The sequence below is a fragment of the Mucilaginibacter dorajii genome (genome assembly GCF_024808255.1).
Taxonomy (GTDB): Bacteria; Bacteroidota; Bacteroidia; order Sphingobacteriales; family Sphingobacteriaceae; genus Mucilaginibacter; species Mucilaginibacter dorajii.
The window spans coordinates 220,349-245,873 of the sequence record NZ_JANTYS010000006.1; the positions used below are offsets into that span (position 1 = coordinate 220,349).

The window sequence follows — 25,525 nt, forward strand, 5'->3', positions numbered from 1 at the left end:
AAATGGTTTAAAAGGAAACGTTAGCTCCCAAATTAAAAGTCCTGTTCATTGGGTAGGTGTATCCGCCAAGGGCTACGCCGAAGTTGCCATTATCTGTTGGGTTTGGCCCCTGATGCTCCGGATCATAGTTTTTTAAACCGGTAAAGGTTAACAGGTTGTAACTGTTTACATAAACCCTGAGTTTTCTGATACCTATGCTTTTTAATACCGAAGGGGATAGTGAGTAACCAAATTCAAGTGTTTTTATGCGCAGGTAACTGGCGTTTTGAATGGCTTTTGTACCTTGCGCGTCTGGCGAACCCATTGCCGGGTAAAATCCAGGTACCCATTGTGTGTTAGGATCAAATACGTTTGCATTAGGATCTGCTGTATGCCAGCTATCAAGGAAACGGGTTAGCGCGCTTCTGCCATACATTAACGGTGAAGCAAACTGCTCGCCGTATTGTACATAAACACCTGCAGCTCCTGCTAAAAGCAAGGTCATATCAAACCCTTTGTAGCTTAAACCAATGTTAAGGCCGTAATTGTACAATGGGATATCATTAGTTGCTATGGGGTGGCTGTCCTTATCATCAATAACACCATCATTGTTCCAGTCTTTATAGTAATAATCGCCTGGTACTACGTTGTTGTTGCCACCGCCGGTATTTATGCCGTAATTGTAAATTTGTTTATAAGTGGTAAACTGGCCCGCGTATTCTGGACCCCACCAAATATTCTGATATCTGTTTGATTGGCTGTTTTTCCAGGCCAGGTATTCGTTGCCTGCAGTGCCTTCTAAAACTTTAAGTCGCTCTAAGCGGGTGGTACCAATATTACCGGTAATATTTACGCCAAAGGCACCAAAGGTATTGCGGTACGACAGGCTAAAATCTAAACCTTGTGTTCTGTCGCTGCCATAGTTTATTTGTGGTACATCTGCACCTACTGTGCCCGGCAGGGCCACGGCCGGCTGTGCAGGTAATCCGGTCCTGTCATTTCTGAAAACCTCAATAGTACCGTCTACTTTACCGCCAAACAAGCCAAAGTCAATCGCCACGTTTTTTATAGTGCTTACAGACCATGTTAAACCAGGGTTACCAAGTTTGGGGGCCGATCCGTTTACCGCGCTGGCACCAAAAATGTAAGTGTTTACCGGGTAGGTATAACCATCAATATAGTTAAAAGCAGGGGCGTTAGCCTCATCACCAACCTGGCCGTAAGAAGCCCTGATTTTTAGGTTTGAAAGAATATTTTCTGAAACAAGGCTGCGGAAAAAGTTTTCTTTTGTTAAAACCCATCCAACTGAGCCGCCGGGGAAGAAGCCCCATTGATCGGCACCCGGCTTATACAGGTTATTACCGTCACGACGGAAGCTAAACTCTGCAAGGTATTTTCCTTTATAATCATAATTGGCCCTGCCAATAATACTTCTGTGGGCACGATCTGATAAAGCGCCGGCATCCATACCGCCAGACATGTTTGAGTTTTGCAAACCGCCAAATAAATAATTTATCGGAATTTCAATATCCCGGTAGGCATTAAAGTTATCGGCCGTTTCATGACTTTGCTCATAGGCGATGGTAGCATTTACGTTATGATCCCGGGCAAACGTATGCATGTAATTTAATGTTAACTGGCTTAGGGTATTAAAGTGCGTGTAATAAGCACGGGTTATGCCCGATGGCGAGTTTACCAGGCTTGGTATATAAGTATTGTCGGCCGCGCTGTAAGTATACAATGAGTATGCCCTTTTGATCTGGTTAAAATCATTAACTCCATAATCAATGTTAAACAAAGCTTTGGCATTCAGCCCGGGTATGCCGGGGATATCATAAGTAAAGTTTAACTGGCTTGTGATGCTTTTATTTTTGCTTGTTTTAAAACCCACTTTACTATCATCTGTTATGATGGATGGGTTCATGTTATCATCCATTACAGCCGGATACAGGGGGTTGTCATTAGCATATATCTGGTGAATAGGGATCTGGTTCCAGGTATATTTGTAAACAGTCCATTCATCAGTATAAGGCTGATTTTTTTGATCCATGTAGGCATTTGTTAATACCTGTGCCTTTAAACCTTTAGTAATGGTGGCAGTAACGTTTGAACGGAAATTATACTTATTGTAATTTAAATCTCCGGTTTTAAAAACACCATCCTGCTTTTGGTAGCCAAAGTTGAAGAAATAGCTTATCTTATCATTTCCGCCGTCAATATTTAAATTGTGGCTTATTTGGCTGGCTGTTTTATTGAAAACCAGGCTCGACCAATCGGCCGATTTACGTGTTCCATTCAGGTACGGTTGAATATCGGCATATGAGTATTGCGGCGTTACATTGGCTACAAAGTTATTGGCAAAATCGCGTTTAACTTTTTCATTAGTAAGCATCATGTAATCTACAGCGCCTACGCCTTCGGGCATGCCCAAAAACGTTTGGACAGAGTTGTTAACCGAATAATTAACATTGATTTTACCATTCTTACCACCTTTTTTTGTGGTTACTAAAATGGCGCCCCCGGCAGCCCGCATACCGTATATAGATGCTGCGGCATCCTTCAATACAGAGATGTTTTCAATCTCATTGGGGTCCATTTTACCAATAATGGCCTGGTCGTTGCCGGCAATTACACCGTCAACTACAATTAATGGCGATCCCTGGTAACCCCTGATATTTAATTTATTGGCATAAGATCCTGGTTCGGCAGTGGTTTGAACAATGCGTATGCCCGGTATTTTACCGGTTAGCATATTTGTAACACTTTCGTTTTTTGTTGTGATGATCTCTTTGCTTTGGAGTGTGGCGATAGAGCCTGTTACCGTTGCTCTTTTTTGTACACCATAACCCACAACTACCACCTCATCAAGGCTTTTGTTGGTTGTTCTTAAAGCTATAACGCCATCTTTTATGTCTTTAACCGCAATTTCCTGGGTTTGAAAGCCGATGTATGATAATTGTAAAATGGCGTCGGTGTTAGGCACTACAATCAGGAATTTACCGCTTATATCGGTAATAGCGCCGGTAGTTGTGCCCTTAATTTTTACACTTACCCCCGGAAGTGTTGACCCATCGGTTAAGTCTATTACTTTTCCGCTAATGGAAATTTGCTGGGCTAACAAACCAAGCGGCGATAGGAGGAGAAGTATAAGTAAGTATTGAATTTTTTTCATATTGTCTCTCTGTTAATAGTTAAGGTTAATTGGAATTGTTTGCCCTGGTTAGGGGCAGTAAATGATGCGTGAAAACAGCACGCTCAAGGCGGGTTAGGTGGATATTTGTACATAGCTTATTGGTTGGTTATACATCGCCTGTAAAGCAAAAGACTGCCCGGCAAGCGCTATAATTGGTTTATAATACTGAGTACAAAAGAAGAGGCAGAGATTAATAAAAAATAAATAATAGATTAATTTTGGCTATAAAAACCCCTAAAAAGGGTCTTTTGGAAGATTTTTCGCAATCGATTGCGGATTTTTTCATTATTAAGGTGTAAATGATAGTAAAATCACTTTATTTAAACATGACATGCTGGTGGACATTGCGTTGTCATGATATTTTACCAATTCACTTTTTTGCGACCATTTTTGAGCATGTGATTGTTAAAGGGCTAATGGCGATAGTTGGACGTAACACACAACCAATAGCAGCACTATTGGAGATATACCAATTGAGTTAAAGTGAAATTCTAAAAAAGAAGTATATAAGGTATCATCTCATTGAGTTGAACGCCCCGGATTGAGATACGGGGCGTTAAGCATCAGCTAATATTTAAGTAAGTTAACTTTAACAGGGCCTAATAATCCCGATGATTCTAAACCAGCGCCCTGGTCGGGGCCAAGCACCACCGTTGTTTTCCTTTGCCCGGCAGGTAATAGCGCATCGCCCAGCAAACGGTTAACCCAGGTATTCACTACTTTTATTTCCAGCTTGTTTTCACCCGGTTTAAGTGCTTTGGTGATGTCAACCTGGTAGGGTGGTGTCCAGCAGCCGCCCAAATCAATTCCATTCAGGTTTACTTTGGCAATGTCTTTTACCACACCCAGGTCAAGCATGTAGGTTACACCTTTTTCTATTTTGCTTATAGGAACGGTGTTGTAGTAGAATGCTTTGCCCGAATAATATTTTATACTGTCATTTGTGCTTAGCGACCAGTCTGTTAATGTGTTGAATATTACAGGTTTTTCGGGTCCGCGCATATTGGCGTCGAAGGTCACTGTCCACGGTTTTGTAATGTTTATGCTTTTTTCAACAAGTGGATAGTTGGATTTTGTGTTGCTGCTCTTAGTTTCATCCTTCCTGAAAACTATAAATGCGCTTCCATTAGCCGCAAGCCGGATGGGTAGGGAAGTGGTTGTATCAGTTTGAAGATAGTTGGGCAAATCACGAACGCTTCCCGTTACAGCATCCCATAATTCCGGTCTTTTCCCCTTTATCCGGAATGTGGCATTGATATTAATGGTCTCGTTTTTTTGATTGGAAATAAAATAGATCGCCCCATCTTTTAATTGCCTGTGAATAAAAAGAGGAGCGTAGTCGCTGTTTACGGTAAAGTCGGGTATTACTTTGATTAGGTTTAATGCGTCCTGCATAGCCATACCATTGATAACTAATCCTTTGCCGTAATGATTTACTTTGATTTTTATACCATCGGCGTTGCCCCACAATTCGTCGGCTATGGATTTTACCTGTTGATCTGCTTGGGGATACCCTTGCAAACTTGGAGATCGCTCTGGCTTTGGCCCCAGTACCACAGCGCCATTTTGTACCAGCTTCTTTATCTTTGCCAGCAATTCCGGCCGGATGTTTTTTTGATCAGGCAATACCAGTATACTGTAGGTAATGCCGTTAGGTAAGGTAAGCTTGCCGTTCTTTACTGTTAAGCTGCCTTTTATCACATCTCCGTTAATATAATCAAAAGAATATCCTTTGGGCAGCTCGGGATTGGTAATGCCCATTATTTTGGGGGCGTCTTCGCCAATAAAGTAGGCTGCATCGGCTACATACCGGCCTTGTTGCAGCATCAGGTTGCAGCGTTTAAGATACTTTACAAAAACATCCATATCAAAGAACCAGGTATTTCCCCTGTTAAATTCTGTGCCAAACCACGCGCTTATGCCCGGTTTAGGTTCATTTTCTGGCTGGTGAATAAAAACATGCAGCAAGGTGTTATTAATGCCATCTGTAAAAAAACGGTCGCCGCGTGCCTTTAAACTTGCTGGATATGAGCGCCACGCAGCGCCCGCAGAAGTGAAGGACTCTGCAGATACTTTAATTTTGCCATAGATATGGGCGGCAGAAGCCGTGGCCCTGTTTTCTAATGTGCCTAACCGCCCGTCGAGCCAAAATTCGCCGGCTACTTCGTCAGATTGCCCTCCATATTGCAAAAACTCCGCCGGAAACCCAAAATAGCCATATGGCTCTAACCAGGTAGTAAGCCCGTGTTTATGGCTTACCTCCCGCAGTCCGCCTACATAATTAAATGCAGCATCATCGGCAATTAAGCGGCGAAGATCCCACAGGAAACGATCAGAGAGGTCGGCACTTCCAACTACTTTTCCCTGTAATGCCGGGATAAACGGCGCAGGATCATAACCGAATTTATTTTTAAATTCAGGGATGAGCAAATCTGTCCAGTTCTGGCTACCGGTTTCGTAACTGTCTGCCACTACAACGGTGAATGTTTTACGGTCTTGGGGCGGAATCCGTTTTAATACCTGCCCCACATAGGCATCAAAGTGTTCTTTGATATGCTCTTTGCTCATTTTATCTGTTTCAAAGCCTGTGGCTTCGGGCGTTGCCGGTCCATTATGCACATTGGTTGGCGTCATACCAGTGCGTTCAATAATCCAATTCCCGGAGGGAACTGCCCAGCTTAGCGTACCATCAGCGCTCATATATTTAGAAACATCAACTACCTTTGCAGGGTCAATTACATAGCTTGATGGTTCATTGGGTTGTGTGGGCCACAGGTAAGCGTCCCAGATTAAATCTTCTGTTTGCCACGCTTTAGCCAGCGTTTTTTCCATATAACTATCCATCATGGCGGTTGACGAGAGTTTTACTTCACTTATACCCGAGTTGGCAGATATGTTGGTTAGCAATAATCTAAAACCGGCCGACGTGGTAGCCGGTATCGAAATAACCGATCTCGCCCATGGTAAAAAACCAAAATTTAGGGCAGGGCTTCGCCTGTCAATTATAAAATGCTTAACAGTTACATATTCATTATTTATTTTAGCCTGTATATCACCTTCCAGGTAAACCGCCTGATGCAGGGTTAATACGGTTACGCTACGTACTGTATATTGTTTTTGTGTATTTATATCGAGGGAAAGTTTTTGACCTTGTTTAAAGTGAATACCGGTTGCCTCATTATTGTCCATCAGGTTGTTTAGCGAATCTGTAAACGGTTGCGACGAGAAGGTGGGGTTTAACTGGCTGATGTCGGTATCATAATCAGGAGGAACCGGATAAGCGAGCGCTTTTACATCCTGAAAATTTAATTGCGGTTTAGCTAATGTTTTATTAAAAGATACCGGGCCTTTAACCATTATTTGCGACGATGTGAGGTAGCGCATGGTCTGTTCTGGTTTAACCCATGGCCCTCCGGACTGACTCCAGCCCGGGCCGTTAAATAACCCTATTTTAATATTTAAACGGGTAGCTGTTTTAAGAGCGGTGTGCAAAATATCCCACCATTCGTCCGAAAGGAATTTTACTTTTCCATGCGGTACATCATTCAAGCCTATATCACCTATAAATGCCCTGTTAATACCAACTTTTTTCATGGCTTCCAGATCTTTGATCACCCCTTCTTTTGAAACATTGCCGGATAGCCAATACCAGTAAACACTGGTTTGAATAGAATCGCTCCCCGCTGTAAAGACGCTTTCAAGTGCTTTGAGATTTGCTGTTTGTTTTGCTTTAGCTGCATCGCGGGGCTGACCTTCTGCACCATGTGCAATCAAACAAAGCAAAATGAGGCTTACACAAATGTTTTTTAATAATGGCATAGGGGTTTAGTTTTAACAGGCATCATTAATAACCCCGGTTTGGTTGGTTTGATGCATAGGTTTAAATAATCGGTTTGTTCCTACAATGATAATGTTGCATATTTTTACCGGCAACCTTTACTATCCTGTAATTCCTTTGAGTTAGCCGGTATCGCATACTGCGTATCAAAAAGTGCAAAAAATAGCCGGTTTTAAACAATAAGATTTTGATGCAAGGACTGTAGCTTCGTTGTCGATACCAGTTATAAAGAAACTTTTCCAATTATTATTTTCATGATTTACCCCACACGTGGATTTGCCCAGCCTGTAAATACAAATTTCAGATGTATTTTTCGTTACATTTTTATTGGTATACTTTGTTTTGGATGCGGGTACGCAGCACAAGCGCAAATCAATGGCTATCCACCGGTTACCGCAAGCAGAAGTGGGAGGGTGAATTCCATGTCACCTGATCCGGTTATGAACTACAGGTGGGGTAACCCTAAAGCTACCGACGATTTAGAAAGTTATCCTTTGCAGCCAACCAGTTGGGTTACGTCCAATCCGGCAAGTTTTGATATGGTTAATTACAAAACAAACAATGTGATAACTGTAAAGGGTGAAGGCGATATTCGTCTTGATTTTGGGCGCACTAATGCGGGTTGGTTGGAGTTTGAATCTGATGATTTAAAAGGCAGCATAACCATGAGCATAAGTGAGTATAATGAACCGGCTATTGTAAACCAGGGCGCGGTACATCGTTTTAAAACGCTGGTGCCAGTTAAACACGGACAAACTTATCGGTTAGAATTAAATCCCGAACTTTATGAAGGGGTACGATTTGGCTGGCTACATGTGCTCGCGCATCGTGGAGTTTGGCATATGAAAAATTTACGTTTGGTTTGCCAGGTTAAACCTACCAATTACCTGGGGAGTTTTTCCTGCAGCGATCCCGAACTTACACGGATATGGTATACAGGGGCTTATACAGTTAAATTAAATCTCCTTAAAAATTATTTTGGTGCCATATTAATTGAACGGCAAGACCGCTTTTCATGGACTGGCGATGCCTATGTGGCGCAGGCGGCTTCAATGGTCGCTTTTGGCAATTACGACTTTGTGAAGACCAATATAAACTACACGTCGAAACTCGACAACGGAATAGCCAGTTATGCGCTTTACTGGGTTTTAAGCCTTATTGACTATGTGAATTATACAGGCGATGTTGAATTTGCTCAAAAATATATTGATAACGCCTGTAATAAGCTGGATAGGGCTTACGAACATTTTGGAAAATCGCCCAGGCTGGAATTTTTTGGTTGGGATGAACGGTTGGGCGCAGGGTTTGAAAACGCGAACACAGCAGAATCGCAATATGCCTACTCCATGGTTAGTATTCGCGCGTGGTTGGAATTTGGCCGGCTAATGAAGCAAATTGGCAGAACAGATCTGGCAAAAAAATATACGGATTATGCCACGCAAAAAATTGCCGAAGCAAGAAGCAAAAATAACTGGCAGCAAAACTATGGGCTTCATTCTTCGGCAGATGCCGTTAATACCGGGCTCACTACAGCCGCCGAAAATGATATTTTTTATAAAAGTAATTTTACCGATAGGGTAAACCGGGTCTCTTACTCGCCATTTAATGAGTACTTTATTATTGGGGCGATGGCGAAAATGCAAAAATACAGCGATGCAATAAGTGCCATTAAGGATTGTTGGGGCGGCCAGCTAAAATATGGCGGAACAACTTTTTTTGAAGTGTATCGCCCCAGCTGGAACAATATACTCGGTAAAAACGACGCAGTGCCCAATAATCAATGTACCTATACCAGCCTCACACATCCCTGGAGCGCTGGAGTTGTTAAATGGCTATCTGAAGAAGTACTGGGTATTAAACCGCTTGAGCCGGGTTTTAAAACCTTTGAAATTGTACCCCATTTAGCCGATACAATAAGTGCTGTTAGCGGAACCACCCCAACGTTACAAGGACCTGTTTCTGCCAGTTTTAACCTGAAAACCGGGTTTGCAACTATAGCCATTCCTGGCGGTACCTGGGCAAAGCGGATAGCTATTCCGTTAGGCGCAAATACTGTGAAATCTTTTTATTTAAATGGAAAATTGATATGGAAAGGAAAGCCCGTAGATGCAATAACTCATAATATAAAGATTCATGGAGGATATTTAAATATAGAAGGATTGGGGCCGGGAGAATATACATGCCATGTAATTTATGATAAGGTTTTTAAAATTAAACCGGCGGTAAGCATGCCATGGAATTATATAATCAATAATTTCAAACAGGATAGTTCAACATCGGGCAAATGGAAAGGTCATTATGGAAAGGATGGATTTGTGCTGTTTAACAGTGTTGATAGTGCAAAAGATCTGCAAAAATTACCTGCTTATATAGCTTCGGTAGTGTTGAGGAATGAGGCCAAAGTTCATAGCAACCTTATCGGAGATAATAGGGTATTAACAGACACCGCAGGGATTGTCAGGGATTTCGGCGCTGCAATAACCCGGGATCCCATACCACTACTTGAAACCATGACTATTGACGTTAACGTAAACAACAGAGATACTCACCAGCTGGCATTATATTTTTTAGATTGGGATAAAGCTTCAAGGCGGTCGGTATTGGAAATATTTGACGGTAAAACATATAAGCTCCTGGCTCCCGTTCAGATGATACGGAACTATCAAAATGGAAAATACCTTGTATTTAATTATTCGGGAAGCATAAGGCTTCGTATAAACCAGGTGCGTGGCCCAAATGCAGCTTTGAGCGGTGTTTTTTTTGATAAACTCAAATGATTCAAATAATTAGGCTGCCACTATTGGAACCATGGACATTAGTGAGCAAAAGTATTTATTTCATCTACTCAGGAATCAGGGCAAACGCATCTGATTGGGTTAACATAACTTAACATATTTCAGATTTAATTTCATTTAGTTATCTGATAATCAATGTTTTGTATTTTTACAAGGTTAACATAAAATATTGGGATGCGCAATTTAGGCGCATCCCAATATTTGTGCCTGTTATTGACCGATACAATTCCCTTCGATACCTGGATCATTTAACCTGGACCATGCAATAAAAACAAGGTATTGTTTGATGCTTTACTTTCCCAATGCCATAAGCTTATTCCATTAATTATTATTAAATAACAGCTTATCGCCATTAACTATTTAGATGCGTTTACCCTGACTCAGGAATGGGATAATCCTAAAAGACAGTAAAGGATAGTTACCTTAAGCCGAAAACATACTTTAGGGCAACCAATTATTATCGCCATCAAGCCAGTTTGGGAATGGTAAGGTTTTGAATACGAATATGATGAGCATTAGCTTTCGTATTTATTATAAGATAAAACGTTTTATCGATTTATGACACCTGCATGCGATTTTTTGGCATTAATTCCAGGGCAAAAGCAAATATGAAAAAGTGTATCAACACCATTCGTGTATTAGGATTTTAAACTCAAATTATTGGCAATGACTAAATTAATGTAACTAAATAAATGAGGAGTTCCTGCACTAACAAATCTGATTTTGAGCTAACTAATTTACTAAAACAGGGCAATGTTTTGGCATTTACCGAGCTTTACAAAAAGTATAGCGGCAAAATGTACATCAACATGTACAAAATGGTAAAGGATGAAACAGTAGTAGAAGAAATGATTCAGATTTTATTTTCACGAATATGGCAGCAGCGGGAAGTTATACGCTATGAGTCTGATTTTGCAGCATATTTATATAGGGCCGGCTCAAACCTGGTGTGTGATTTTTACAGAAAGCTGGAAAGCGACAGGAAAATGACAGCCCATTTCAAATCAAACATTATAGAACATTATTCTCATATAGAAGAAAAAATATTTTTCAAAGAAAGTGAAAATTTGCTTAATCAGGCACTGGCAGAACTATCGCCGCAACAACGACAGGTTTATCAGCTCATTAAAATTGATGGATTTAGTTATAAAGAAACCGCTACAAAACTCGACATATCTCCCTACACTGTAAAGGAATACCTATCTAAGGCAAAAAACCTTGTAAAATCATACATGACAAAGAACATGGAAATTGTTACATTTTTGATGCTTTGTTTTTATATAGTTTTGCATTGTTAATAGGTGCACAGTTTTTTAATTTGATTGAGCCCCCCATATTTGTTTGAATTACGTCTTTAGTACAACGTATAACTGTTGATAGATGAACTACAGGGAATTGTCAATTCTTTTTGAAAAACTGGTAAAAAATGAATGTACTGAAAAGGAAGCAGATGAGGTATTAAAATTACTATCGGATAGGTCCTATGATAGTATGTTCCGGCAACTTGTAGAGAAGCAATTTCAAGAGACAGATGAAGGCCTAATACTCAACGAGGAATCAGAAGAAGCTTTGAACCTTCAGTTAGAAGCCATTTTAAAATCTAACCTGCCTTCAAAAAAAAACATTAAAAAAGATTTCCGGGGGCTGCAAAAATGGTACATGGCAGCTACCGCGCTGTTATTTATTGCTGTTGGTGCCTATCTATTTAAAAAAAATGCGCCACAGAATTTAGTGGCTAATAACCATCAGCATAAAATCTCCTTCGGCGGCAATAAAGCCACTTTGACTTTGAGTAATGGTAAAAAGATTGATTTAGAGGATGCAGCCAATGGAGCTATAGCCGCTCAATCTAACTTCACGATAAAAAAAACAAGTGCGGGAGTAGTGGTTTACCAGGCAAATGTTGCTTCCGGCACAGTCAGCTCCGCAACAGCACAACCCTTATTCAATACCATCACAACACCATATGGTGGCCAATACGAGGTTATACTTCCCGATGGATCAAAGGTTTGGTTAAATGCGGCATCATCTATAAAATTCCCGGCACAGTTTGCAGCAAATGAACGTATGGTTGAGTTAACCGGCGAGGCTTATTTTGAGGTGGAGAAGGTTTTTAGCCCTCAAAAGGGTTCAAGTAAACATGAAAGGCTGCCCTTTGTTGTTTTAAGCGGGCGACAAAAAATACAAGTATTGGGCACCAGGTTTAATGTAAATGATTATCGAGAGGAGAATACCGTAAAAACAACCTTACTGGAAGGTTCGGTAAAAGTGAATACATTAATGGAAGACGATCAGCATACTGCCAATTCTGCGGCAATGCTTAAGCCCGGGCAACAGTCAGATTTGGATGGCGGCAATTTTAAAGTAAATGCAGCCGATACTGCTTCGGCAGTAGCCTGGAAAAAGGGTTTCTTTCAGTTTGATAATGAAGATATCCATGTTGTAATGCGCAAGATTTCCAGGTGGTACAATGTTCAGGTAGAATATCGTGGCGATATGCGTGGAAAAGGTTTTTCTGGTGTGATATCAAAATACAGTGACGTAACCGAAGTGCTGAAAATGCTGCAATTGACAGGTACCGTTTCCTTTACTATTAATAACAGAACAATTATAGTGTCCTAATATTCCAGGTAATTATTTTGTATGGCACCACAGTGCTCAAATAACTTTGTTATAGCCGTTGGTCATAAATTGTGCTATTTTAACCTGTTACATCTCAATAGAATTGGCCATTTCATTTGCTTTAGATCCCATTTATGGTTGTGCGTTAAATATTAGCCCATTTTAATTTTGAGCGCTATAATTATTTTGTAAATAAGTGAAGTAAATGTTATACTATTAAGCCAAGTTGATATGACATTATTTGACAGATAACTAATGTTTATTTAGCAGCCGGTATTCATTAGAATTGCACTAGTTCTTTTATTATTTCCCGCTGATTTTCTTCATGTGATTTTTGCCCCATTTTTCCATCGGGCCCGCTAATTCATCAATACTTAAACAATATTCTGTCAGCGTATATTCAATTCTGACAGGGTATTCATCAATTACTTTTCTGCTGATCAGTAAATTTTCTTCCAGGTGCTTCAACTCTTTTGATAATACGCGATTAGTGATTTTAGGAATAGAAGCTACGATGTCATTAAACCGCTTGTTACCATTGTAAATAGAAAGGATAATGACAATTTTCCATTTACCACCGATTACATACATCGTATCTTGGATGGCTTTGATCTTTTCTTTGAATTTTATTTCCTGCTCTGTCATTAAGTATACTTTAGGATACAGGTATCAAATGTATACTTTCTAATATCTACTTTTGATGTATAATCAATTTTAAAAAATAATTTATGAAAACGATCTTCATTACAGGTGCTTCATCCGGCATCGGAAAAGCAACAGCAAAATTTTTTCATTCCAAAGGATGGAACGTAATCGCAACAATGAGAAGCCCTGAAAAAGAAACGGAACTGGCACAACTTGAAAATATGACGATCCTACCGTTAGATGTGACCAATGCGGAACAAATAAAGGCCACGGTAGAAAAAGCGATTGCGTTAACCAATATCGACGTTGTGTTGAATAATGCAGGGCATGGATTATTTGGCCCGGTGGAAGCTGTAAACGATGAGCAGATCATGCGACAGATCAACACCAATGTTTTAGGCCCGTTACATGTTATACAGGCTTTTATTCCTTATTTCAGGGAAAAGAAGGAAGGTTTATTTATTAACACAACTTCTATGGCCGGACTTACCGGCTATCCGTTGAGCAATATATACAACTCCACAAAATGGGCATTGGAAGGCTTGAGCGAATGTTTAGCGATCGAGTTGTCTATATTTAATATAGGTGTTAAATCAGTTTCACCAGATGCTACAAAAACATCTCTGTTTAGTTCGGCTGATGTGGTCTCACATCCCTTATATGATGGGGTCATACAGAAAATGATGAGCGGTATTCAGCCGGCAACCGCACCTGAAGAAATCGCCGAAGTTATTTATGAAGCGGCAACTGATGGTAAAGACCAATTGCGCTATCCGGCAGGCGGGGCTGCAAGGCAGATATATGCCAGGCGCCTGGAAATAGGCCCGGAAGCCTCCAGGCAGGAGACTACAAAATGGTTCCAAAGCTTACAGACTTTTTGATTTGCTACCTTTCGTAAAAAGTCAATTACTGCTGAATCTGGGATTATTGACGTCAACTATGTGAGAAGCTTTTGAACGCTTGGAAAAAGGTGACATGAAATATCGCTTTGTAATTAATCTGGCTACAATGAGGAGTTAATTTTCGACCATACATATAATATTTTCGACGCCCTTGCTTTTTAGCAGGGGCTTTTTTGTAACATGATCTTAGCATAAAACTGTCACGCTAACTTTACTTATTAACATATTTAATAAAAAATCTGTTTTACTCCCCCCTTTTTTTTTCGATATCCGTCTTTATCATACCAATACCTAAATAAGTGGTCTCGTATCCTGTTTTGTTAAAATAAAACAAAGGGAGCAAGAAAGCTATAAACAGGTTTTCAATTAAAGAAAACAATGACCTGCAAAAAAGAAAGGAGAACAACTATGAACTAACCTTACTAAGCTTTAAGGCAAAAACAAAACCAGGATTGCTTGCGACAACCCTGGTCAACGTTGGCCTATTGAAATCATTCCCGTTATAAGAAACAACTTTCATTTCATAAACCTAATTCCAAATGTATAAAACTTACACGGCATTTTGCTGCGGTATAAACTCCCGCATTATGCTCAAATGTATCAAGATAATGAAGCTTACCATTATTTTATTAATTGCCACATTTTTGCAGGTTAGCGCAGCCAGTTACGGGCAAAAAGTTAACCTGAAAACCAAAGAGGCAACGCTTGAAAATGTTTTAAAAGATATTAAAGCTCAAACCGGCTTTAACATTCTCTATAATCCAAACTCGCTAAAAAACACCAAGTTGATTAGCCTTGATCTTAAAAATGCAACCATTGATGATGCCTTAAAAAAAAGTTTTGAAGGGCAGCCTGTTACCTACCTTATTGAACAAAAAACCATTATTGTTAAAAAAAAGCCGGTAATAGCTGAGTCTGAGAGTGTAAATGCAGGGAGTCAAAAGATAACTATAACGGGCACGGTGAGGGATTCAGTGGGTGTACTACCCGGGGTAACCATCAAAATAAAGGGTACCGGGATGGGTACAAAAACAGATGAGAATGGTAAGTTTATTTTGGATGTGCCAAATGATAATGCTGTACTGGTGTTTTCCTTTGTCAGCTATCTTACCCAGGAAGTGCCGGTATCTGGTAAAAGCGTGATAAATGTACTGTTAAAATCCGACAAGAAATCCTTAAGTGAAGTAGTGGTTGTAGCTTTTGGAACCCAAAAGAAAACAGATCTGGTTGGTTCTGTTACTTCCATTAAAATGTCTGAGCTAAAAATCCCGTCGAGTAACTTAACTACTGCCTTGGCGGGCCGTGCCGCGGGGCTTATTGCCTTCCAGCGTGGGGGAGAACCGGGCAAAGACAATGCCGATTTCTTTATTCGTGGTGTTACAACCTTTGGTTACAAAAATAACCCGTTGATATTGATTGATGGAATGGAATTAAGTACAACAGATCTGGCACGCTTACAGCCGGATGATATTGCCAGTTTTTCTATTTTGAAAGATGCCACATCAACCGCCGTATATGGTGCACGTGGTGCAAACGGTGTTATCCTGGTAACCACCAAACAAGGTAAAGTAGGGAAAGCGCAAATATCACTTCGTTTAGAAAATTCAATATCAACTTCAGTGCGGGATATTGAACTGGCAGATCCTGTTACTTACATGAGGCAATCTAATGAGGCTATATTAACCCGTAACCCTTTGGGTGTAACCCTATATAGCGATGAAAAGATTGCAAATACCGAGGCAGGGCTAAACCCTATTATTTATCCGGCCAACAATTGGAAGAAACAAGTTTTTAAAGATTATACCATGAACCAGCGCGCAAACCTAAATGTAAGCGGTGGTGGTGATGTTGCCAAGTACTTTATATCTGGATCTTTAAATAAGGATAATGGGATGTTAAATGTAGATCACCGGAACAATTTTAATAACAATATTGATTTAACAAGCTATTCGCTTCGGTCAAACATCACCATAAACATCACTAAAACAACCGAAATGATTGTCCGGTTAAGCGGAAACTTCGACGATTATACCGGGCCTTTAGATGGTGGAGCAGAGATGTATAATAAAGTTGTGCACTCCAACCCGGTGCTTTTTCCGCAATATTATCCTATTGATGCCGATCACGCGTTTGTAAAACACATCATGTACGGTAATTATGACCAGGGTGGGTACACAAATCCTTACGCGGATTTAACCCGTGGATATATGAACTATTCAAGATCATTGATGCTGGCGCAGCTGGAGGCCAAGCAGGATTTGTCAAGCGTTATTGATGGTCTTTCTTTCAGGATTATGATGAATACCAACCGCACCTCATATTTTGATGTAAGAAGGGCCTATAACCCATATTTCTATACGCTTACCGGGTATGATCCCGTTGCCAATACCTATTCCATAAAGAATATTAACGAACCCACCGCAACAGAATACCTGGATTACAGCCAGGGAGATAGAATCCTCAGTTCTACTTTTTACACCGAATCCATGTTAAACTATAACCATAACTTTAAAAAACATGGCTTTAGTGGTTTGCTGGTTTACATGTTGCAGAATAATGTTAGTGCAAACGCTCCCGATCTTCAGCAATCCCTTCCATTCAGAAATATAGGGTTATCCGGAAGGGCTACTTACAATTATGATAGCCGTTATTATTTAGAATATAATTTTGGTTACAACGGATCTGAGAGGTTTTCTGCAAAACACCGGTTTGGTTATTTCCCATCTGCCGGTGTTGCCTGGAGTATATCCAACGAAAAATTCTTTGAACAAATTAAACCTGTTGTTAATAACCTAAGGTTGAGGGCCACTTATGGGTTTATCGGAAATGATGCCATCGGATCGCCGTCAGATCGTTTCTTTTACCTCTCTAACGTTGATATGAACGCAAATTACCGGGGCGCTACTTTCGGAAACGGCCAGGGTGCAAGCACCTATTTAAATGGCGTAAACATCTCCCGGTATGCCAATGATGATATCACCTGGGAGCGATCGACAAAAACAAATCTCGCGCTTGAAGTTGGACTTTTTAATAAGCTCAAGCTAACAGCCGAGGTATATTCTGAAAAGCGTAAAAATATTTTGATGTCTCGCGCGTCAATTCCTGTAACCATGGGCTTAACAGCCGATGTGAGGTCAAACGTGGGTGAAGCTGCCGGAAAAGGAACGGATATCTCTTTAGAGTATCAACAAAATATTGGAAAAGACTATTGGTTTTCTGCAACAGGCAACTTTACGTTTGCCAGGAGTAAATTTACCGTTTATGAAGAGCCCGTTTACGACGAAAAATACCGCAGCCGCATAGGTCACTCCATTTTTCAGCAATACGGATATATTGCCGAGCGGCTGTTTGTTGATGACGCAGAGGCGGCAAACTCTCCCAAACAAAATTTTGGCCCGTACGGGGGCGGAGACATTAAATATACCGATGTAAACCGCGATGGTCAAATTACAGCAGCAGATATGGTTCCTATTGGTAACCCAACATTACCAGAAATTGTTTATGGATTTGGGTTTTCGATGGGCTACAAGAACTTTGATTTTTCTGCTTTTTTCCAGGGACTGGGCAATGAATCTTTTTGGATTGACGCCAATGCAACATCACCCTTCAATAACCAGACTCAATTGCTAAAAGCGTATGCAGATAGTCACTGGTCCGAAGATTCACGTAACGTTTATGCCCTTTGGCCAAGGCTGAGCCCGGATATCAACAACAATAATAACCAAACAAGTACCTGGTTTATGCGCGATGGTTCGTTTTTACGCCTTAAGCAGGTTGAATTGGGTTACAAGCTTCCGCAAAGTTTACAACAGAGCTTACACCTTTCTAATTTCAGAATTTATGTAAACGCAAGCAACCTGCTCAACTTCAGCAAATTCAAATTATGGGATGTTGAAATGGGCGGTAACGGCCTTGGTTATCCTATTCAGCGCGTGTTTAATATAGGTTTAAACATGTCAATAAGATAAGCCCCTGAATTTTAGGCACAATTAATTTACACCTGTTAAATTCATACATACACATCATATGAAAAAATATATAGTAATCGGAACTTACACATTGTTCTTTTTGGCAGCATTAACATCCTGCAAAAAGTTTTTAGATGTAGTGCCGGATAACGTGGCAACCATAGATAATGCTTTTACTATGCGTACCCAGGCCATGAAATTTTTATTTACCTGTTACTCATTTATGCCTAAAAACGGGCAATTGGGCGACGATCCGGCGATGGTTGGAGGGGATGAACTATGGGAAATTCCCGAAAGAGGTGCTTATTTGGATATGGCCAAAGGCTTTCAGAGCAAAGTAGGGCCGTTGGGCGATAGATGGCAATCCATGTACCAGGCAATCCGCGATTGCAATATTTTCCTTGAAAATATCGGGAAAGTACCCGATATGCAGGAAACTGAAAGGCAACGCTGGATTTCAGAAGTGAAATTTCTGAAAGCTTATTATCACTTCAATTTAGTAAGGATGTATGGGCCAATCCCTATGATCAAAACTAACTTGCCCATTTCGGCAGATGTAAATGAAGTAAAAGTAACCCGCGATCCTGTGGATTCCTGTTTTAGCTACATAGCCCGGCTTCTTGATGAAGCAGCGCCAGGGCTGCCGGTAACCATCATCAGTCCAACTACTGAAGCCGGACGGATCACCCGCCCAATTGCACTATCCTTAAAAGCCAAGGTACTGGTTACCGCGGCCAGCCCTTTATTTAACGGCAATACAGACCAGGCCAGTTTAAAAAACCTGAACGGCACGCCTCTTTTTAATACTACCTATTCTAAAGTTAAATGGGATTCTGCAGCTGTTGCGTGTAAAAAAGCCATTGACTTATGTGAGTCTGCCGGTATAAAACTATATGTTTATAATCCGGCTTTCCAGCAATTTTCACTTACCGATACCATTAAAACCCAGCTGAGCATCACAAACGCTGTTACAGAAAAATGGAACAGTGAAATTATCTGGGCCAATACTCAATCTAACACGGCGGATTTACAACGATTGATATCCAGTTGGTGGGATCCTTTATATCTTGATGGAGTTATTACCAGGGGAGAGCTATCGCCTCCGTTAAAAATTGCCGAAATGTTTTATACCGGCAATGGTGTACCTATCAATGAAGACAAAACATGGGATTATAACGGAAGATATAATTTACGCACGGCAGAAGATGCTGATAAGTTATATATCCGGAAAGGTTACACTACGGCCGCGTTACATTTTGACAGAGAACCCCGTTTTTACGCCGACCTGGGCTTCGACGGTGGGGTTTATTATGGGCATGGACACTACGACGATAAAAGCTATATGGACCTGTTTTATTTAGAGGGTAAATTTAAACAGCGGGATGGTAAAGGTAAATATGGCTATAATACCGTAACAGGATATAACCTCAAAAAACTGATCTACTTTCAAAATACCATCAATTCATCAAATGATTATTCGGTTGTTGATTATCCGTATCCAATCATGCGTTTGTCTGATTTGTATTTATTGTATTCAGAAGCGCTAAATGAGTCTGCAGGCCCATCCCCAGAAGTTAATAAATACGTCGATCTTGTAAGGAAGCGTGCCGGTTTAGGTACTGTGGCAGCATCATGGACTAATTATTCTACCAATCCGGCAAAATTCCAGAATCAAGACGGTATGCGCGCCATTATTCACCAGGAACGTTTGATTGAGCTGGCTTTCGAATCGCAGCGATTATGGGATCTGCGCCGATGGAAAGAATCGGCTAAAGAATTAAATAATCCCATTAAAGGCTGGGATCTTTCGCAAACAACCCCCATTTCCTATTACCGTATTACGGTGCTTTATAACCAAACATTTGGTGCAAAGGATTATTTCTGGCCTGTTGCCGAAGACAATATGACAGCTAACAGAAATTTAGTTCAAAACCTGGGTTGGTAAAAGGCATCATTTGAAGATTGATCATTTAATTAAAACATAAAAATGAAAAAGATATATTTTATCGGAGTATTGTTGATTGCCTTTTTGGGGTACAGTTGTTCAAAACAGGGAAGGTTGGATTTTGTAGATTCCAGTTTGCCTGCCCCTGCGCAAATCACCAATGTAAAGGTTGACCCAACCCCCGGAGGAGGGGTGTTAACCTACAAGCTCCCGGCAGATGCCAACTTAGCCTATGTAAAGGCTGTTTATGAAATACAGCCAGGTGTTTTTAGGGAAGCAAAATCATCAAGGTATACAGATACGCTACGGCTTGTGGGTTTTGGCGATACATTGAAGCACGCCGTGAAAATATATAGCGTGGGTAATAATGAAAAAGCATCTGACCCTATCTCGGTTGATGTGATACCAAAAACGCCGCCCGTTAAATCGGTATTTAAAACATCTAATTTTTCTGAAACATTTGGTGGCGTAAATATATCGTTTACCAATCCCGATAAGGCAGACCTGGCGATAGTAGTGCTGAGAGATACCACGGGGAACAACAACTGGGTAACCGTACGGACTTTTTATACAGCAGCCGTAGCAGGTAACTTTGCCGCCCGTGGATTTGAATCCAAACCACAAAAATTTGCTGTGTTTATCCGCGACAGATGGAACAATAAATCCGATACGTTAGTTAAAACACTGACGCCTAAATTTGAAATAGAAATCCCCAAAAACACCTTTAGCAAACTGGTGCTTCCTACCGATCAGACAGAACTTGCAGACCCGGGTTTTAATATCGAAAATATATGGAATGGGCTGGCCGACAGGCGGATTTATGCTTCATCAAATGCCTCATCGCTTCCGCAGTGGATTACCATTGATTTGGGCAAAAAAGTATTGATGAGCAGGTTTAAAATGTGGATGGAGCCGAATGATCATTGCTATACAGGTTCTGGCCTGAAAAATTTTGAATTATGGGGATCAAACTCACCGGATCCTGACGGCGGGTGGACGCAGTGGACATTACTTGGAAATTTTACAACGTTTAAACCCTCTGGCTTGCCTTTGGGCCAAAAAACCAATGAAGATATTAACTATGCCACTAACCTGGGTGCCGATTTTAATTTTGACGTACAACCGGGTGCAGTACGCTATCTGCGTTTAAAATCTTTAGAAACATACAGCAGCCCGGGTCAGGTAGTAATTATGGAGATGACCTTCTTCGGTCAAATAGTTCAATAAGTTTTACTTAACCATCATAAAAAATATATTATGAAGAAAATATTTTATACCAGGTTGATGTTTTTCATTGCAATCTGTGTTATTACGGCCTGTACCAAAATGGATGCTACCTACAAACAATTTGTGGTTCCGGGTGGATTAACTTATACAGGAAAGGCTACTTCGCCTAAGGCTTACTCTGGCCTAAACAGGGTGAAAATTGCATGGTTAAGAGGGGCGGACCCATCGGTGATAAAAGCCAAGGTTTATTGGAACAATTACGCCGATTCTGTAGGTGTCGATATTCCGCCTACTGGTGATACCATAAGCGTAATGATTACCAATTTGCTTGAAAAGAACTATACATTTGTTATCCGCACCTACGACGGGAAGGGAAATTCATCTATACCGGTAGAAGTGGTAGGTGGGTCTTATGGCGAAAAGTACCAGGCTCAATTACTAACCAGGCCTGTAAACTCCACTTTCATAAATGCCAAAGGAAAACTTACCATTAACTGGGGTGGGGCCGATGTATCAAATGGGGCTTTCGCATCCGAAGTTAAATACACCGATGTTTTGGGAAATGTTAAATATCAAATATTTCCTGTGGAAATGAAAACGTCTGAGATACTTGATCTTAAACCTAATACAAATTATCAATTCAGAACAATATTCAAGCCCGATTCCCTCAGTATTGATAATTTTTATACCGGTTATACTGATGGCGGCTTGTTTTCATTTGATAAAAAGGATTGGAGCATTATTGATTTTTCAACCCAACACCCAGGTGGAGATAATGCTGTAACTAATTTTATCGATGGAACCGACGCGACACGCTGGCACACATGTGCCGGGTGTTCAAGCTATCCACACTTTGCAACTATAGATATGGGGGCGGAGCGAACTATTACACAATTTGGTGTGTGGCGCACCACCTTTGAAACCGGTGGAGATGATCGTGGCCCGGATAAGTTTCAGTTTTTTACCAGTACAGATAAAGTAACCTGGGTAAACCAGGGTACATTTAATTTTAACCGTTTAATTAATGGCGAACAGCGGTATTTAACCCCTAATAACCCAAGGGCAAGGTATTTTAAGTTTGTTGGTATTCAAGGTCCTCAATCATACATGGTGATGGGCGAAATAAGTACATATGGTTTATAATACCTGGCTGTAGTAGCATAATGGCTTCGTTAAGGTTCTCCCTGGCGAAGCCATTTTACTTGTTACCCCATTTTGCTATCTGCTGCTTAACAGCGTTAGTACCTATGTTATATTATCATTTAACATTGCCTACCCCATTTGAAAATATTATTTTTGAGAATCAAGGAGTTGCGGTGGTATTTTGTATGTATAGGAGAAATATTGTTTCATATAGGTGCATGAGGTGTTGCATGCTGTTGGGCTGCCTGGCATTGTTGTGCCTGGTAAACCGGGCATACGGGCAGCAACCCTATGTGGTTCGCGAAAGTAATTTTGGCACCATGCACGAAGTGCCCTTCCTTGATTCGCTCTGGTATTTTCATCCCGGTGAAATGCCCGGCGGCAAACTCGCTGTAACCAATACTACTGGCTGGGGCACCATTCATAACACTGTTTTTGGCAAAGCCGATGCGCCGCGTGGCTGGCAAGGCATGGGCTGGTTTGGTGTATGGGTAAGAGTTGATACCGCTTTGGTGAACAGAAAACTCTCTGTTCGCATTAATCATGATGGGGCATCTGAAATATTTGTAGATGGCAAACCTATTGGCGGTTACGGCAAGGTTGGGCATTCGGCACAGCAAATGGTCGCCATCCGTGCGCCCAGGGCGCTGATCCCAATTTGGTTTACCGATACCCGGCCTCACCTAATTACCATCCGTTACAGCAATTTCATTGGCGTTTACTACAATTTTTCGGGTTTCCAGTTTTGGATAGGCGATTATGAAAAACGAGCCGAAAGGGTAAGTGAAACCCAAAAGCTGTATGATTATTTGCCCATGTTTGGCGCCGCGCAGCTGATACTGGGCCTGCTGCATTTCCTGTTCTTTTTGTTTTATCCCCGGCAAAAACTCAATATATATTACGCGCTGTTTGTACTGCTGATAGGTATTAACGGCATAGCTGTTTACCAGTATTACCTTACCAGCTACCCCTCGGTGCAATACTTTGCAGATTTTACTACCAACGTTTGCAAGGTGCTCATCCTGTGGTCGGCAGTGTTGTTGCTTTATGTGCTCAATTATCGCCGGGTGCCGCGGTGGCGCGTGCTTTTACTAACTGGTATTACGGTGTTTTACCTTGCAGGTTATGCCATCAAATTTTGGATTTTACGGGTGCCCTACTGGGTCGATTATTTTACCGTGGTCTATTTTGCTTGCATGGCTGATGGCTTGTGGTCGGTAGCCCAGGTTATTAAACGCGGGCAAAAAGACGCATGGCTTGTGGGCATTGGCGTGGGTGCGGTAATACTGGTTTACGTTTTTGCCTGGGGAGATGTATTCGGTGTATGGACTTATGAGCTTAATACCATGCGCTTGTTTGTGATGGGGGCAGGTTCATTGGTATTGCCGCTTTGCCTGTCACTTTACCTGGCGCTTGATTTTGCCCGCACTAACCAAAAGCTTACTGCAAAGCTAAGGGAGATAGAAAAACTATCGGCGCGTGCCCTTGCCCAGGAAACCGAGAAAACCGAATTGATAGCTGGCGAAGCCCGCCGGCTGGAGCAAATAGTGCAGCTGCGTACTGCCGAGCTGAAAGAGCAAGCCGATAAATTACTGGAATTGGATGCCGTAAAATCGCGTTTTTTTACCAACATAACCCATGAGTTTAAAACGCCACTTACGCTGATCATGAATCCAGCTAAGGAGTTGTTATATGCACCTACCGGCGATAGCAATAAAAACCTAAGACTGATTATCAGTAATGCCGAACGCTTACTGCAATTGATTAACCAGCTACTGGATTTAAGCAAGGTAGAAAACGGCCTGATGGATGTAAACCTTACACCGGTAGATTTGGTGGCATTAGTAAAACTCCACACCATCTCCTACGAATCGCTGGCTTTACAAAAAGGCATCACCCTGCTTTTTACTGCCGACCGGGACACTCTTTGGATACGCACCGACAGGGATAAAATGGATAAGGTGATCCTTAACATACTATCAAACGCCTTGAAATTTACCAACGAAGGAAAAGTAGAAATTGCACTGCTTGAAAATGCCGAAGCACCTGAAAACGCTTTTACCCTTACGGTGAGGGATACAGGAAAAGGGATCCCGGCTAATAAGCTACCTTTTATTTTTACCCGTTTTTACCAGGCCGACCCATCGGATACGCGCTTTGCGGAGGGTACGGGGATTGGGTTGGCGCTTACCAAGGAGTTGGTTGAACTGATGGGTGGGCAAATAACGGCCGAGAGTGCCGAGGGTGTGTTTACGCAGATCCGTGTAGATATGCCATACCAGGTAGCCGAAGCGGTTGCCGACCCTTTAGCAGTAAGTGTAGCCGCTGAAGTATTTATGCCGGTGATTGATATCGCTGAAGTATTAGTTGCAGATGAAAGCAGCCCGCTTATTTTGCTGATTGAGGACCATCACGAACTGCGGGAATTTATACGGCAATCGCTGGCCGGTAAGTACCGGCTAATTACCGCGGCTGATGGCGAAGAAGGCATTGCCCTTGGTCTGCAGCACATCCCCAACCTGGTTATTACCGATCTGATGATGCCCAAGGTAAGCGGTTACGAGGTGAGCGAAACGCTTAAAAAGGATGAAAAAACCAGCCATATCCCCGTCATCATTTTAACGGCAAAGGCCGACCTGGACAGTCGTATACAGGGCATTGAAACCGGGGCCGATGCCTATCTGGCTAAGCCCTTTGACCAGCGGGAATTGCTTGCCTTGATTGAAAACCTCATTAGCGTGCGTGAGCAGTTGCGCCTGCACTACAGCACCCGCGACATGTGGCTTAAAGATACCATCGCCCTGCCATCCATTGAGCAGGATTTTATAGCGCGCATCCGCCACGCTGTTGAAAGCCACCTGAACGAAGAAGGTTACAGCGCCGATCAACTTGCTGACGATATGGGGCTAAGTCGCACCCAATTACACCGCAAACTAAAAGGCCTTATTGGCCAGGCCCCCGGCGAACTCATCCGCATTGTTCGCCTGCAATACGCACACGATTTGTTGGAACGCCGTGTTGCAACCGTATCCGAGGTGGCTTATATGGTTGGTTTCGGCAGTCCTGCCAGCTTTTCGGCCAGTTTCTCGCGCCATTTCGGCTTTGCTCCAAGTAAGGTGGTAGAGGCCTGATCTTTAAAATTACTTATAGCTTTTAAGAAAAATTGTTGCTTACCGATAAAAAAATGCAACAAAATCGAAAGGATTTGCAACATGCGCGAAAGTAATTTTCTGATGGGCTATGTTTATTTGTGAATGATTTATAGCGA

12 protein-coding genes are annotated in these 25,525 nt (G+C 41.6%); 9 read left to right on the forward strand and 3 right to left on the reverse strand.

The window, feature by feature from the left end; genetic code table 11:
• Positions 1-7: 7 nt before the first annotated feature.
• Together FHS10_RS10460 and FHS10_RS10465 are read right to left on the reverse strand one after the other, a co-directional pair.
• Positions 8-3,151, reverse strand: a complete 3,144-nt coding sequence (locus FHS10_RS10460; protein ID WP_259090157.1) for a SusC/RagA family TonB-linked outer membrane protein — start codon at positions 3,149-3,151, stop codon at positions 8-10.
• A gap of 588 nt (positions 3,152-3,739) precedes the next feature.
• Positions 3,740-6,991, reverse strand: coding sequence for a glycosyl hydrolase (locus FHS10_RS10465; RefSeq protein WP_259090160.1), 3,252 nt, complete (start codon positions 6,989-6,991; stop codon positions 3,740-3,742).
• Positions 6,992-7,450: 459 nt separating this feature from the next.
• On the opposite strand from FHS10_RS10465, the gene FHS10_RS10470 reads away from it, so the two are divergent.
• From FHS10_RS10470 to FHS10_RS10480, 3 genes are all read left to right on the forward strand, one after another.
• Positions 7,451-9,787, forward strand: a complete 2,337-nt coding sequence (locus tag FHS10_RS10470) for an alpha-L-rhamnosidase C-terminal domain-containing protein (RefSeq protein WP_259090162.1) — start codon at positions 7,451-7,453, stop codon at positions 9,785-9,787.
• A gap of 710 nt (positions 9,788-10,497) precedes the next feature.
• Positions 10,498-11,103 carry an RNA polymerase sigma factor gene (locus FHS10_RS10475; RefSeq protein ID WP_259090163.1) on the forward strand — a complete coding sequence of 202 codons (606 nt, stop codon included), beginning with the start codon at positions 10,498-10,500 and terminating at the stop codon, positions 11,101-11,103.
• A gap of 82 nt (positions 11,104-11,185) precedes the next feature.
• On the forward strand, positions 11,186-12,427 hold the full coding sequence (locus FHS10_RS10480) for a FecR family protein (RefSeq protein ID WP_259090164.1): 1,242 nt from the start codon (positions 11,186-11,188) through the stop codon (positions 12,425-12,427).
• A 303-nt stretch (positions 12,428-12,730) separates the two neighbouring features.
• Here the strand turns inward: FHS10_RS10480 and FHS10_RS10485 are convergent, their stop codons facing one another.
• Positions 12,731-13,072 carry a winged helix-turn-helix transcriptional regulator gene (locus FHS10_RS10485; RefSeq protein ID WP_259090166.1) on the reverse strand — a complete coding sequence of 114 codons (342 nt, stop codon included), beginning with the start codon at positions 13,070-13,072 and terminating at the stop codon, positions 12,731-12,733.
• An 83-nt stretch (positions 13,073-13,155) separates the two neighbouring features.
• Here FHS10_RS10485 and FHS10_RS10490 point away from each other — a divergent pair, with 83 nt between their 5' ends.
• From FHS10_RS10490 to FHS10_RS10515, 6 genes are all read left to right on the forward strand, one after another.
• Positions 13,156-13,953: an SDR family oxidoreductase gene (locus tag FHS10_RS10490; RefSeq protein WP_259090168.1), complete on the forward strand. Its 798-nt coding sequence runs from the start codon at positions 13,156-13,158 to the stop codon at positions 13,951-13,953.
• Positions 13,954-14,513: 560 nt separating this feature from the next.
• The gene (locus tag FHS10_RS10495) at positions 14,514-17,942 is read left to right on the forward strand and encodes a TonB-dependent receptor (protein ID WP_259090170.1); all 3,429 of its coding nucleotides are present in this window, start codon (positions 14,514-14,516) and stop codon (positions 17,940-17,942) included.
• 58 nt (positions 17,943-18,000) lie between these two features.
• Positions 18,001-19,887 carry a RagB/SusD family nutrient uptake outer membrane protein gene (locus tag FHS10_RS10500; RefSeq protein WP_259090171.1) on the forward strand — a complete coding sequence of 629 codons (1,887 nt, stop codon included), beginning with the start codon at positions 18,001-18,003 and terminating at the stop codon, positions 19,885-19,887.
• A 42-nt stretch (positions 19,888-19,929) separates the two neighbouring features.
• Positions 19,930-21,114, forward strand: a complete 1,185-nt coding sequence (locus FHS10_RS10505) for a DUF5000 domain-containing lipoprotein (protein ID WP_259090173.1) — start codon at positions 19,930-19,932, stop codon at positions 21,112-21,114.
• 30 nt (positions 21,115-21,144) lie between these two features.
• A complete protein-coding gene (locus FHS10_RS10510) occupies positions 21,145-22,257 on the forward strand; it encodes a DUF4998 domain-containing protein (RefSeq protein ID WP_259090180.1) in 1,113 nt (370 codons plus the stop codon).
• A gap of 218 nt (positions 22,258-22,475) precedes the next feature.
• Complete coding sequence (locus FHS10_RS10515; protein ID WP_259090182.1) at positions 22,476-25,388, forward strand: ATP-binding protein; 2,913 nt, start codon at positions 22,476-22,478, stop codon at positions 25,386-25,388.
• The last annotated feature ends 137 nt before the right edge of the window (positions 25,389-25,525 follow it).